The sequence below is a fragment of the Mucilaginibacter sp. P19 genome (assembly GCF_050632265.1).
GTDB lineage: Bacteria > Bacteroidota > Bacteroidia > Sphingobacteriales > Sphingobacteriaceae > Mucilaginibacter > Mucilaginibacter gossypii.
This window is the reverse complement of record NZ_CP192586.1, coordinates 4,832,866-4,847,579: the sequence shown is the minus strand read 5'-3', so window position 1 is coordinate 4,847,579 and position 14,714 is coordinate 4,832,866. Positions and strand designations below refer to the sequence as shown.

Genomic DNA, 14,714 nt, shown 5'->3' with positions numbered 1-14,714 from the left:
AGCATTGGGGAAACGCCTATTCTGAAGCCTATAAACGTTTAAAGGATTCGGATCAGGCAAAAGATATAGTCCAGGAAGTATTTACCCATATTTGGCTCAAAAAGAAAGTCTCCGTATTCATAATCTACCGGCTTATTTAACAGTAGCTATACGTAATAAGGTGTTTAAACTGGCTGAAAAGCAGAAAATCATTCATCCATTTTTTGATGTCATTGATGACCTGCCTGCATCTTGCCAACAAGCTGACGACAATTTGCTTTGGAAAGAGTTTTTAATATCTTATGAGGCACTTTTAAATACACTTCCTCCTAAAAGGCAAATTATTTTCCGGCTTCATTATCAGAACGATTTACCAACGAAAGAAATCGCGGCACAATTAGGTCTCACAAGAAAAACAGTTCAAAATCAGCTCGGAAAAGCTATTGAAAAATTGAAAGTGTCATTATTACCCTTCCTTTCTTTATTGATCATTTTATTTGGGCAATAAAATAATTAAGTCTGAAAAAAATTTTTTAGCAGAGTGGGACTTTTGTTTGTTTATAGGTCATATCTATAATCAGTAGTACAACCTATTTTAAATGGACAAGCAATATTTTCTTGAACTGTTGCATAAATATCTCAATAATGAAGCAACAGATGAAGAACAACAATTTTTAGTTAAATATTATGAGTTGTTTTCTGCTGAGCCAGATATTGTTTCTCTATTGAGTGATGAGCAGAAGAAGGAAATCAGGGAAGAAATAAATGCCTCAATTTGGGAAAACATCGATAAACATACCGGTGTTGATAAAAAAATAATACGCCTCAAGACTTGGGGCAGAAAAATAGCTTCCGCAGCGGCAATCATTGGGGTTTGTGGCATAGGGTATTTGTTTTTACACAATAAATCGGTTGTTAAACCGCCCCAGTCATATTCGGCCCATCGGCCAAAACCTAACCTGTTTCTGGTACTGCCTGACGGAAGCAGGGTAATACTCAGCTATGGTAGCAAACTTAGTTATGCTTCATCATTTGATGGCCTTACGAAACGCGAAGTATATCTTACGGGTGAAGCCTTTTTCGATATAAAACACAACAACTTAAAACCGTTTGTTGTACACACCGGTAAAATAAAAACAATCGTGTTGGGTACTGCATTTGATGTAAAAGCAGTGCCCGGTGATAAAACCATAACAGTCACCGTTACCAGAGGCAAGGTAAAAGTCAGCAATAATAACAAGCTCCTGGGCATTATTGTTCCCAATCAGCAGATCACCTTTGACCGGCAAAAATCTATTTCAATGCAAACTAACATAAATGCAAAAAATTATACAATCTGGACGGCGAAGGATGATTTGTATTTTGAAGATGTAACTTTTGGGGAAGCAGCCAAGGTATTGGAAGACAGGTTTAAGGTTAAGATATTATTTACAGATCAGTTGGTTCGCTCAAAACACTTCACCTCTACTTTCAATAAATCTGCCAACCTGGATCAGGCATTAAAGAGCATTTGTGAGTTCAATGACGCCACTTATTCGTACGATAAAGCGAAGACTACCATAACCATCACCACTAAATCTCAAGCCAATTCAACTAAATCTCAAACCAATTAAACTTAAAGTATATGAAGAAAAAGTACCTCAAAAATCACAAACAGATCCTGTTTAAAAGAAGTCCGGATAGTTCTCCGGCATAAAAAACCCTCTGAACCATTTCCGGGGAAATAACCTCAGAGGGTCGCTAACGCTATTCGACTGCAATCGATTGTATTAGCCGGGTGTTTTAAATTTTAACATTCAATCGAAGACATTAATCACTTAAAACAAACTAAATTATGAATTTTTCCATAATTCTGGCAGAACCGCGGCATTTTGTTAAATACCCGCTCAGATTTCATCTGCTAATTGACTTAAATTTTAAACAGTGTATGAGAATCGGGATAATTTCAATGTTCATATTAGCTACTTCAATTCCTGTATTTTCAGCAGCCCCTGTAAAGAGTCAGACAATTGACCAGGTAGCGGTGAGTCTTACACTCAAGAATGAATCACTTGTAAAAGCTTTTCATAAAATCGAATCACAAAGCAGTTTTCATTTTATGTATCGCAATGATGATGTGAAGGATATTCTCAACCTGGATATTGCTGCCAGTAATAAATCGATAGCAGTAGTTCTGAAGGCCATTTTGTCTAACACTTTACTCAAATTCAGACAGATTGATGACCAGATATTAATTACAAAATCAAATCAGGATAAAGCGGCAACCGGTGAAAAAGCAGATGTCACTACTGATATAGTAGCATCCAAAGGCATAATTAAAGGAACGGTGACCGATTCAAAGGAGAGTCCGTTAGCGGGTGTTACGGTAAAACTGGATGGCGCAATTTCATTAAATAAAGCAACAGACGTTAACGGTAACTATAGCTTCGCTAATTTACCGGCAGGTAACTATACGCTCACTTTTACTTTTGTTGGTTTTAAATCGGTAACAAAAACATTAGCATTAGGGGAGGATCAGCAAAGTGTAATTAATGTGGTGTTAACGGAAAGTACAAATGGCCTGGACGAAGTTGTTGTAACTGGTTACGGAACACAGAAAAAGCGGGAAGTAACCAGCGCAATTACCTCTGTAAGTGCAGCACAATTTAATAAAGGTAATATCAGCGATGTTGCACAGTTATTACAAGGTAAAGTAGCCGGTCTTTCTATCGCACGCCCGGGTGGCGACCCTAACGGTGGTTTTGCCATCAGGTTAAGGGGACTTTCTACTTTAGGAGCTAACACACAGCCGCTAATAGTGCTTGATGGCCAGGTGGGGGCTGATATTAATACAGTTGATCCAAATGATATAAAAAGTATTGACGTACTGAAGGATGGTTCGGCCGCTGCCATTTATGGTACACGCGGGTCGGCGGGCGTTATCATTATAACAACCATCGCAGGAAAGAGAGGGATGTCAAAGCTTACTTATAACGTTTCAGGTACTGAAGAAACCCCTGCCAAATTTACCAAGCATATGACAGCCGCCGAGTTTGTTGCGCTTGGCAAAGGGACAAACTATGGCTCTTCTACCGATTGGAATAAAGAAATAACCCGTTCGGCTTTTTCACATGTACATAATTTAGGCATTTCGGGAGGTGATGAGCGTACTGTTTATGATGCAACTTTAAACTATCGCAATAGTCAGGGTGTTGCAATCAGAACTGGTTTTCAGCAATTAAATGGCCGTTTGAATATCACACACAAGGCGTTGGATAACAAATTGGTCCTCAATTTAAATATAAATACTACTAACAGAAACTCACAATTTGGTTTTCCCGATGCTTTCAAATATGCAACCATTTTTAACCCCACAGCACCGGTGCATTCTACAGATCCTTTATATGATTTAACCGGCGGGGGTTTTTTGAATCCAACTTCGTTGATTATTCAAACCCGGTGGCAATGTTGGTTCAAAATACAAACGAAGCACGGAATAAGAAATTTAACATTGGCGGAACCGCGACGTATGAGCTAACTAAAGGATTGAAGTTTGCTACTAAATATTTTAAACAAACAACAAGCATCTATCATTCAGAGTACTCCCCAACTACAGCCTTTATTTCCAGGGGCTTTCCGTTGGGCAGTGGTTTTGGCCGTTCGGGTATTTCTGCAAAATTTGATGATGAATCTGAAAATAGCCTGCTTGAAAGCACCTTGTCTTACGACAAAACAATACATAAACTGGAGATTGCTGCTGTCGCCGGATATTCGTATCAGGATTTCTTCTACCAGGGATTTGATGCCCAGGGCGGTAATTTTGTAACTGATGCTTCGGGTCAGAATTTTGCAGCCGCTCTTGATTTTAAAAATGGTATAGGTGTAGTTGAAAGTTATAAAAATGAGAATAAGCTGATCTCGTTTTTCGGGCGGGTAAACTTAAACTATGATAATATCGCTTTCCTTTCGGCCAGTTTAAGAAGAGACGGTTCAACAGAGTTTGGTGTAAATAACAAATGGGGCTTTTTTCCTGCTGTTAGTGCAGGTTTTGATTTGAGCAGAATATTAAAGATTCAAAGTATAAGCAACCTTAAATTGCGCGGCAGCTACGGTGTTACCGGTGCATTACCACCGTTTCCGTATCTTTCATTGTCTACTTTATCAAATAGCGGCGGTACCTACTATGCGGGCAATGGTGTATACCTCAGTACCTACAGTGGCACCAGGAACCCTAACCCCGGTCTGAAATGGGAGAAAAAAGCTGAAACAGATATCGGTTTAGACTTTTCACTGTTAAACGGAAGGTTAACCGGCACATTTGACTATTTTAACCGGAAAACTACCGACTTGATTTTTGACGTTACGGTGCCTTCGCCACCGGCGTTATTCAACAACACATGGGAAAATATTGGTGAATTGAGTAACTCGGGTGTGGAATTAGCTTTAAGCTATGAAGCTATTAAAACACCTGACTTCAGTTGGACGACTGGTGGTAATATTTCAAGTTACCACGTAGTTTTAACAAAGCTGATTGACGCTTTAAAAGGTTCGTACGTAGGGGCTACCAACCTTGGCACTCCTGGCCAGGAAGCCACGCAGTTAACGAGGGCGGTAGAAGGTCAGCCGATCGGTATACTTTACGGGCCCAAATATGTAGGTGTTGACGCAAATGGTGTATACCAGTACTCTGACGGCAAAGGCGGCACTGTTGGATTAGCAAATGCGCCACGCCAGGTTATTGGTAATGGCTTACCTAAATTTGAATTTGGGATTACCAACGCCTTTAGATACAAACAGTTCGATTTTAACTTTTTTCTTCGCTCATCTATCGGTCATCAGTTAATCAATACTTACCGCGCGTTTTACGAAAATCCAAATGTTGCAACCAGCTACAATATAGTAAATACCAAATATTTCAATCCCAAAGTTACCGATGGTGCCGCATACAGCAGTTATGACGTTGAAAAAGCATCTTTCCTGAAATTGGATAACGCAACGTTTGGCTATACTTTCAAGATTGCCAAGAGTAGTAAACCGGGGATGATTAGCAGTTTGAGAGCCTATATTTCGGGCCAGAACCTTTTCACTATTACCGGTTATACAGGTGTCGACCCGGAGGTTAGGTACGCTGACTCTGGAAATGTGTTAGCTCCGGGTATCGACCGCAGGGAGACATGGGTTTATACAAGGTCATTTACCCTCGGCGTTAATTTGGGATTTTAATTAAGGTATTTCAAAGTTTAATATATACAAATTATGAAACATAAATCATTAACAAGATATTCGTTGCTGGTGTTTCTTGCTGCGGCTTCATGTACAAAGCTGGATGAAAAAGCATTGCTCTACGATCAGGTAACTGAGGATAGTTTTTATAAAACAGATAAGCAACTGGCGGCCGCTGTGGGCGCTGCATATTCTTCTATTTATGGTTATAACGGTGCTTTCTTTAACTTAAATGAGGTTACTACCGACGAGGTTGTTGTACCAACACGGGGCGCGGACTGGGGTGACGGTGGGCACTGGGTACGTTTAAAAACACATAAAACCAACAGCACCGATTCACAACCAGCTAATGGCTGGAGCCTTGGTTTCGGCGGGGTTACTACTTGTAACAAAATTTTAGCTGCCCTGGCTGTAAGTAAATCACCAACTGCTGCTACTTATGTAGCAGAATTAAAATGTTTAAGGGCCATTTACTACTACTGGCTGCTTGATTTGTTTGGCAACGTGCCTATCACTACTGATTTTTCGGATACCAAACCCCCTGCAACTAAAAGTCGGGCCGAGGTTTATGCTTTTATTGAATCAGAATTACTGGCAAATATTGAAAAACTACCCAAAATAGGCACAGGAGATGGCCCATACTATGGCCGTGTTACTTATTATGTTGCTGAAGCAACTTTGGCCAAGTTATATTTAAATGCCCAAACTTATACCGGGACCCCACAATATGATAAAGCATTAGCTGCATGTGATGTAATCATTAATTCCGGGAAGTATACCCTGATGAATAATTACGCTGATAACTTTTCAAGGAATAATACCAGTTCAACCGAGTCTATTTGGGCGATACCGTTTGATGGGGTTAAAGCGGGCGGCTTTAATATGAATATGGAGACTTTGCACTTGCAAAGCCAGAATACTTATCAAATGAATAACCAGCCATGGAATGGATTTGCTTCGGTACAGGAATTTTACCAATCCTATATTGACCCGGCGCAAAATCCGGGCCCGCAGGGAACAGTTGTAGGTCTTGACCCCAAAGGTACACCTACTACCGGTACCCTCGATAAGAGGATGCTGAATAATTTCCTTGTTGGACCTCAATACCAGGCTGATGGGGTAACCCCCTTAACAGACGGCGGTGCAGATGTGACGGATCCTAATGGTCCGCCTATTACCTTTACCCCTTACATTAACGAACTGCAGCCCAATGCCTGGAGACAGGCAGGTGCACGTATTGGTAAATGGCAATTTTATAAAGGTATGCAGACAAGTTTGGATAATGATTTGGCAATTTATAGATACGCTGATATTTTGCTGATGAAGGCCGAATTATTAGCCAGAAAAAGTGGCAATTGGAACGATCCGGTTACGCTTGCACTGGTTAATCAAATCCGAACAGTACATGGAGGGGTTGCACCATTTACCAGTTTAACTCCTTTAATATTTTTAGCAGAGCGCGGCCGGGAAATGTTCGCAGAAAGCTACAGAAGGCAGGACATGATCCGTTTTGGTGTTTATAATGATGCGTACCGTTTCCACCCGGCCGATCCGGATGCTCACGTTAATATTTTCCCGGTACCCGAACCTCAAATTAATGCAAATCCAAACCTGAAACAAAACCCCGGGTATTGATAAAATACCTGAGTTAGTAAAGGTGCTCTTTTAAGGAAAGCAAGTAATAAATCACTTGCTTTCCTCATTAAATACCACGGATTTACCTAATTGACCTGGATGTTGGTTTAATTGTTTGATTATTAGTTGGTTGTGTTTTGCTGTTTTGATTGAGTTGTTGTCAGCTCATCAGGTTTAGAAATTGCGACGACTACAATATTTGAACAAGGTGAAAAGGAACTTATTTTATATAAAGTGAATGATTAAACGGGTACTTAATATTATTCATGAGCTAATTGTATTATTGGTTTATTCTCCAATAAAACGTAGCTCCCCAAAGGTCATTTTATTTTTCACAGCCTTTTGGCGTTCCGTTATGGCGGCAAAGATATATGCTTCATGCACCGGGGCCAGCTATATTCGGCAGGTGTTGTTTTTTGCATTTTTATTTTTGATTGGCTGCAATACCAGTGAGCCTAAAAAAGACGAAGGCAACAAACTTTTTTCACTGCTTCCTTCATCATCTACAGGAATAACTTTTGCCAATGATGTTAAATATACCGAACAATTGAATGTTTATACCTACCGTAATTTTTATAACGGTGGGGGTGTTGGTATTGGAGATATTAATAATGACGGCTTGCCGGATGTTTTCCTTTGCGGAAATCAAAAATCAAACAGACTCTATTTAAACAAAGGCAACTTTCAGTTTGAAGACATAACCGATAAGGCCGGACTCTCTTCGGCAGGTGTCTGGTCAACTGGCGTTACCTTTGCGGATATTAACGGCGATGGGCTGTTGGATATTTATATATGTAAGTCGGGCGATTTTTCCGGAAAAAACAGAAGTAATCAGTTATTCATTAATAATGGTAACCTCACGTTTACCGAAAAAGCGGCCGAATACGGGTTAAATAATAAAGGCTTGTGTACTCATGCTGTTTTCTTTGATTACGATCACGACGGAGACTTGGATTGCTACCTTCTTAATAATTCGTTTCGTTCGGTAGGGAACTATGATTTGATCAAAGATCAGCGCAATATTCCTGATCCCCTGGGTGGGAATAAACTGTATCGTAACGACGGTAGTCATTTTACAGACGTGACCCAACAAGCAGGAATATACAGCAGCAAAATTGGTTTTGGATTAGGTGTAACCATTTCTGATGTAAACGGGGATGGCTGGGACGATATCTATGTTTCCAACGATTTTTTTGAACGTGATTACCTCTACATTAATAATCGCGACGGTACCTTTAAAGAGTGCCTTACCGACGCAATTAGGGAACTAAGCCAAAACTCAATGGGAGCTGACATAGCCGACATCAATAATGACGGCTATCCTGATATTTATGTGACTGATATGCTTCCTGAACCGGAATCAAGGTTAAAAACAAAAACAGCTTTTGAAAACTGGGATAAGTATCAGTCCGACCTCCAAAATGGATATTATCAGCAATTCCTTCGCAATGTTTTGCAGCTGAACCAGGGGCCGGTTATGAATAAAAACTTAGTCACAAATAAGATAAACTTCAGCGAGATAGGCCGGCTTTCGGGAGTTCATGCAACCGACTGGAGTTGGGGCGCACTGATCTCGGATATGGATAATGATGGGTTTAAAGACATTTTCGTTAGCAACGGTATTTATAAAGACCTAACCGATCAGGATTATATCCAATTTATGGCTAATCCGATACAAGTAAGAAAGATGATGGGTAGTGAGAAGGAGGTAATTAAGAAGCTGATAGATAGCATGCCCTCGGAGGCTGTGCCTAACTATGCCTACCGAAACAATGGGGACCTGACATTTACCAATAAGGCAGCCGAATGGGGACTTGGAGATCCGGGTTTTTCGAATGGTTCGGCGTATGGTGATTTAAATAATGATGGGGCGCTTGACCTGGTGGTTAACAATGTAAATATGCCGGCCTTTATCTACCGAAACAACAGCAGGAAGCTGGAGCCGGCGAATAAATATTTGAAAGTGGTATTGCAGGGCGAGGGGAAGAACCGCTTTGGCGTAGGGGCGCAGGTAACGTTATACTATAATCATATCTTAAACTACCAGGAGCAGGTTCCGTCGCGGGGATTTGAATCGAGTGTAGACACCCGGTTGAATTTCGGTTTAGGTAAAATAAAGGAGATCGATTCGATAGTGGTAAAATGGCCTTGCGGTAAGCAGAAAGTATTAAAAGGAGTAAAACCCAACCAGACAATCACGGTAAAAGAGGCTGAATCGGGACTGCCCGGGAAAGCAGTGAGGGGGCAGCCGGTTCAAAGCCGGTGTTTGAACAGAGTACAGATAACCATGGGATAGACTTTGTGCACAAGGAAAATGACTTTATAGATTTTGACAGGGAAAAGCTGATCTTCCAGATGCACTCGGCCGATGGCCCGCGGATAGGTAAAGGCGATGTCAACGGCGACGGTTTGGAAGACTTCTATATCTGCGGGGCCAAAGACCAGCCAGGCGCATTATATATCCAAACCCGGGCGGGTCGTTTTAAACGGAGCAACGAAAAGCTGTTTGAGCAGGATAAGGCCAGTGAAGATACAGACTGTTTGTTTTTCGACGCGGATGGCGACGGGGACCAGGACCTGTATGTATGTAGCGGGGGCAACGAGTTCTCGGCTAACTCGACGGATCTGATCGACCGGCTATATATCAATAATGGGAAGGGTAATTTCAGCAAATCGCAACAGGTGCTGCCGTCATTTCAGTTTGAGAGCAGCTCCTGCGTAACGGCAGCAGATGTTGACGGGGACTGGGACCAGGACCTGTTTGTTGGAGTGCGTTTAAAGCCGGGTGAATATGGCTACCCGTGTAAGGGTTATCTCCTGCAGAACAATGGCAAAGGCTATTTTACAGATGTAACCGACGAGAGGGCCCCGGGCTTAACGGAATTGGGTATGGTTACCGATGCCAAATGGTTTGATTATGACCGTGACGGAAAACCAGACCTGGTGGCCTGCGGGGAGTATATGCCGATCCGGATATTCCATAATGAAGGTGGGCGTTTAAAGGAAGTAACGCGCGAAGCGGGCCTGGAGTGGAGTAATGGGTGGTGGAACCGCCTGGAGATTGCGGACATAGACGGCGATGGTTACCCGGATATAGTAGCCGGCAATCATGGGCTAAACTCCAGGTTTAAGGCAACCCGAGCGAAGCCTGTAAGTATGTATGTAGGGGACTTTAGCGGCACGGGCAGCATAGAAGATATAGTATGCACCTATAACGGCGACAAACAATACCCGATGGCATTGAGGCATGACCTGGTAGGCGAACTTCCCTACCTGAAGAAGAAATACCTGCGGTACGCCCAGTACAAGGAACAAACGATGGAAGGTATATTTGGCAGGGAGCTGTTACAAAAGATGGTTAAGCTGGATGCCTGCGAAATGCGGAGCAGTGTGCTGCTGAATAAGCGGAATGGCAAGTTCCTGATGAAGCCATTGCCGGTGGAGGCGCAGTTTTCGACAGTTTTTGGGCTGGTGGTGAAAGACTATGACGGGGATGGAAAAAAGGACATTGTGCTGGGAGGCAACTTTTACCAGTCAAAGCCGGAAGCAGGGATCTACGATGCCAGCTATGGATTGCTGCTTAAAGGAGATGGGAAAGGTAGCTTTACGGCAGTTAAACCGCAGGTAAGCGGCATCGTAATAAAAGGGGCGGTACGAGATATGAAAGAGATTAAAGCTGGAAACAACAAGCTGCTGATTGTAGCTAAAAATAATGATAAAACAGAGGTGTTAAGTTTTAAATAAGATGGTGGTTAACTATGAGATATTTTAAAGGGATCCTGGTTGTTGTATGTCTCATTTCTGTATTTTCTTGTAATTCAGACGACAGAAAGTATGAAAACGCAGTAGCGAGTGAACTTTCGCGGGGAGTGAGAAGAGATAGCCTGTTTCAGGGAATAAAATTAGGGATGACCTCAAAAGAGTTTTACACCCACTGTTGGGAAATGAATAAAAAAGGGATCTTTTTTGCAGGCCCCGGTAATACAACAGTTTTATATAAACTAAATAAGGAATTGAAATATCCGGCTTCCATGAATTTCTACCCTGATTTTCGGCAAGGTAAGATTAGCAAAATGAGAGTGAGTTTTAGTTACGATGCTTTCGCCCCTTGGAATAAACAAATGTTTGCTGATAGCCTGCAGTTGGATGTATTAAATATGCTGAAAAAATGGTATAAGGAAAAGGACTTTATCCTTATAACGGACCCGGCTAAAGGGACGATTTTTGTGCAGGTAGATGGTAACCGGCGAATTATCATCGGGAAATATGATGACGCCCACGTAAAAGTAGATTACACTGATTTATTGACAGATGAAAAAAATAAGGTGAATTTTACTTTTTTGACAGAAAAAACTATTCATGATGTTTTTAGCATCAGGTACTGTTTTGTGTTCTTTTTATTGGCTTTAACCAGTTGCCAAAAAAAGCAAAGCGGGGGTGGCAATAAGCTTTTTGAACTTTTAAATTCCAATGAAACGCATATCGATTTTGTTAACCAATTATCGTATGATGCTAATTTCAATATTTTTACTTATCGTAATTTTTATAACGGTGGCGGTGTAGCAATAGGGGATATCAATAATGACGGATTGCCGGATCTTTTTTTGGTGGGCAACATGGTGCCCAGTCATCTATATTTAAACAAAGGCAATTTTCAGTTTGAAGACATAACCGGAAAAGCCGGAATTGCCAAGCTCGGCAGATGGTCTACCGGTGTTACTATGGCAGATGTTAACGGTGATGGACTGTTGGATATTTATGTTTGCAATAGTGGCGATGTTAAAGGCGATCATAAACAGAATGAACTATACATTAACAACGGTAATCTCACTTTTACCGAACGGGCAAAGGAATATGGAATTGGTGTAAATGGATACTCAACCCATGCTGTTTTCTTTGATTATGATCATGACGGAGACCTGGACCTCTTTATGTTAAGCAATTCTTTTAAGGCAATCGGCAGCTTTAATATTCAGAATAATGAACGGAATAAAAGAGATTTATTGGGAGGGCAAAAATTATTCAGGAATGATGGTGGCCATTTTACCGATGTGAGTGAACAGGCCGGTATTTATGGTAGTGTAATTGGTTTTGGTTTGGGGGTAAGTGTGGGAGATGTAAATGGGGATGGCTGGGACGACATCTATGTTTCCAACGATTTTTTTGAACGTGATTACCTATATATTAATAATCACAACGGTACGTTTAAAGAATCGCTTGAGGATCAGATGAAAAGCATTAGTAATGCATCAATGGGTGCCGACCTGGCCGATATCAACAACGATGCACATCCTGATATTTTTGTGACGGATATGCTTCCGGCATCAGAATCAAGGCTTAAAACAAATACCACTTTTGAAAACTGGGATAAATACCAGCTTGATTTAAGATATGATTATTATCACCAGTTTACCAGGAACACGCTCCAGTTGAACAATGGCAACGGAACCTTTAGCGAGATAGGCCGGCTTGCAGGTGTTCATGCAACCGATTGGAGCTGGGGAGCGTTGATCACTGACCTTGACAATGATGGATTCAAAGATGTTTTTATCGCTAACGGTATTTATAAGGACTTAACAAACCAGGACTATATTCAACGTTTATCCGATCGGAACGTGATGGGGAGTGTTTGGACAAATAAAGGCATAAATTACAAGAAGCTGATAGATAGCATGCCCTCGGAGGCTGTGCCTAACTATGCCTACCGAAACAATGGGGACCTGACATTTACCAATAAGGCAACCGAATGGGGTCTTGGTGACCCGGGTTTTTCGAATGGTTCGGCATATGGTGATTTAAATAACGATGGGGCGCTGGACCTGGTGGTGAACAATGTAAATATGCCGGCCTTTATCTACCGAAACAACAGCAGGAAGCTGGAGCCGGCGAATAAATATTTGAAAGTGGTATTGCAGGGCGAGGGGAAGAACCGCTTTGGCGTAGGGGCACAGGTAACGTTATACTATAATCATACCTTAAACTACCAGGAGCAGGTTCCGTCGCGGGGATTTGAATCGAGCGTAGACACCCGGTTGAATTTCGGGTTAGGTAAAATAAAGGAGATCGATTCGATAGTGGTAAAATGGCCTTGCGGTAAGCAGAAAGTATTAAAAGGAATAAAACCGAACCAGACAATCACGGTAAAAGAGGCTGAATCGGGATTGCCCGGGAAAGCAGTGCGGGGGGTAGCCGGTTCAAAGCCGGTGTTTGAGCAGAGTACAGATAACCATGGGATAGACTTTGTGCACAAGGAAAATGACTTTATAGATTTTGACAGGGAAAAGCTGATCTTCCAGATGCACTCGGCGGATGGCCCGCGGATAGGTAAAGGCGATGTCAACGGCGATGGTTTGGAAGACTTCTATATCTGCGGGGCCAAGGACCAGCCAGGCGCATTATATATCCAAACGCCGGGGGGCGTTTTAAACGGAGCAACGAAAAGCTGTTTGAGCAGGATAAGGCCAGTGAAGATACAGACTGTTTGTTTTTCGACGTGGATGGCGACGGGGACCAGGACCTGTATGTATGCAGCGGAGGCAACGAGTTCTCGGCTAACTCGACGGATCTGATCGACCGGCTATATATCAATAATGGGAAGGGTAATTTCAGCAAATCGCAACAGGTGCTGCCGTCATTTCAGTTTGAGAGCAGCTCCTGCGTAACGGCCGCAGATGTTGACGGGGACTGGGACCAGGACCTGTTTGTTGGAGTGCGTTTAAAGCCGGGTGAATATGGCTACCCGTGTAAGGGTTATCTCCTGCAGAACAATGGCAAAGGCTATTTTACAGATGTAACCGACGAGAGGGCCCCGGGCTTAACGGAATTGGGTATGGTTACCGATGCCAAATGGTTTGATTATGACCGTGACGGAAAACCAGACCTGGTGGCCTGCGGGGAGTATATGCCGATCCGGATATTCCATAATGAAGGTGGGCGTTTAAAGGAAGTAACGCGCGAAGCGGGCCTGGAGTGGAGTAATGGGTGGTGGAACCGCCTGGAGATTGCGGACATAGACGGCGATGGTTACCCGGATATAGTAGCCGGCAATCATGGGCTAAACTCCAGGTTTAAGGCAACCCGAGCGAAGCCTGTAAGTATGTATGTAGGGGACTTTAGCGGCACGGGCAGCATAGAAGATATAGTATGCACCTATAACGGCGACAAACAATACCCGATGGCATTGAGGCATGACCTGGTAGGCGAACTTCCCTACCTGAAGAAGAAATACCTGCGGTACGCCCAGTACAAGGAACAAAGGATGGAAGATATATTTGGCAGGGAGCTGTTACAAAAGATGGTTAAGCTGGATGCCTGCGAAATGCGGAGCAGTGTGCTGCTGAATAAGCGGAACGGTAAGTTCCTGATGAAGCCATTGCCGGTGGAGGCGCAGTTTTCGACGGTTTTTGGGCTGGTGGTGAAAGACTATGACGGGGATGGAAAAAAGGACATTGTGCTGGGAGGCAACTTTTACCAGTCAAAACCGGAAGCAGGGATCTACGATGCCAGCTATGGGTTGCTGCTTAAAGGAGATGGGAAAGGTAGCTTTACGGCAGTTAAACCGCAGGTAAGCGGCATCGTAATAAAAGGGGCGGTACGTGATATGAAAGAGATTAAAGCCGGAAACAACAAGCTGCTGATCGTAGCTAAAAATAATGATAAAACAGAGGTACTGGTAAATGCTCCGGATAAAAAGGAGTAAATGGAATACAGTATAGGGAATAGTGATAAAATAAAATTACCTGCATTGTAAATAGGGTGGTAGTAAAATACAACTGAATCACCATCGTTGAATGATGGGCGGATAATTATACAATCCGAAGGAGCAGAAATTTATTACTGAAAAATAGAAATTGCCGAACTATAATTTAACCGAATACCAAAAATCTAAATATAGTCAC

9 protein-coding genes are annotated in these 14,714 nt (G+C 42.4%); all 9 read left to right on the top strand.

Annotation, left to right across the window (positions count from 1 at the left end):
* The first annotated feature begins 91 nt into the window (after positions 1 to 91).
* A complete protein-coding gene (locus tag ACQ86K_RS23465) occupies positions 92 to 487 on the top strand; it encodes an RNA polymerase sigma factor (protein ID WP_431198910.1) in 396 nt (131 codons plus the stop codon).
* Positions 488 to 578: 91 nt separating this feature from the next.
* On the top strand, positions 579 to 1,592 hold the full coding sequence (locus ACQ86K_RS23460) for a FecR family protein (RefSeq protein WP_091175168.1): 1,014 nt from the start codon (positions 579 to 581) through the stop codon (positions 1,590 to 1,592).
* Between the two features lie 314 nt (positions 1,593 to 1,906).
* Positions 1,907 to 3,496 carry a carboxypeptidase-like regulatory domain-containing protein gene (locus tag ACQ86K_RS23455; protein WP_431198909.1) on the top strand — a complete coding sequence of 530 codons (1,590 nt, stop codon included), beginning with the start codon at positions 1,907 to 1,909 and terminating at the stop codon, positions 3,494 to 3,496.
* Positions 3,424 to 5,181 carry a TonB-dependent receptor domain-containing protein gene (locus ACQ86K_RS23450; protein ID WP_431198908.1) on the top strand — a complete coding sequence of 586 codons (1,758 nt, stop codon included), beginning with the start codon at positions 3,424 to 3,426 and terminating at the stop codon, positions 5,179 to 5,181. Before ACQ86K_RS23455 ends, ACQ86K_RS23450 begins: the two co-directional genes overlap by 73 nt.
* Positions 5,182 to 5,214: 33 nt before the next feature.
* Complete coding sequence (locus tag ACQ86K_RS23445) at positions 5,215 to 6,816, top strand: RagB/SusD family nutrient uptake outer membrane protein (RefSeq protein ID WP_091175172.1); 1,602 nt, start codon at positions 5,215 to 5,217, stop codon at positions 6,814 to 6,816.
* 355 nt (positions 6,817 to 7,171) lie between these two features.
* Complete coding sequence (locus ACQ86K_RS23440; protein WP_431198907.1) at positions 7,172 to 9,112, top strand: CRTAC1 family protein; 1,941 nt, start codon at positions 7,172 to 7,174, stop codon at positions 9,110 to 9,112.
* On the top strand, positions 9,079 to 10,560 hold the full coding sequence (locus ACQ86K_RS23435; protein ID WP_431198906.1) for an FG-GAP repeat domain-containing protein: 1,482 nt from the start codon (positions 9,079 to 9,081) through the stop codon (positions 10,558 to 10,560). Before ACQ86K_RS23440 ends, ACQ86K_RS23435 begins: the two co-directional genes overlap by 34 nt.
* Positions 10,561 to 10,574: 14 nt before the next feature.
* Positions 10,575 to 13,385, top strand: a complete 2,811-nt coding sequence (locus tag ACQ86K_RS23430) for a CRTAC1 family protein (protein WP_431198905.1) — start codon at positions 10,575 to 10,577, stop codon at positions 13,383 to 13,385.
* Complete coding sequence (locus tag ACQ86K_RS23425) at positions 13,298 to 14,515, top strand: FG-GAP repeat domain-containing protein (protein WP_431198904.1); 1,218 nt, start codon at positions 13,298 to 13,300, stop codon at positions 14,513 to 14,515. The genes ACQ86K_RS23430 and ACQ86K_RS23425 overlap by 88 nt, the downstream gene beginning before the upstream one ends.
* Positions 14,516 to 14,714: the final 199 nt, after the last annotated feature.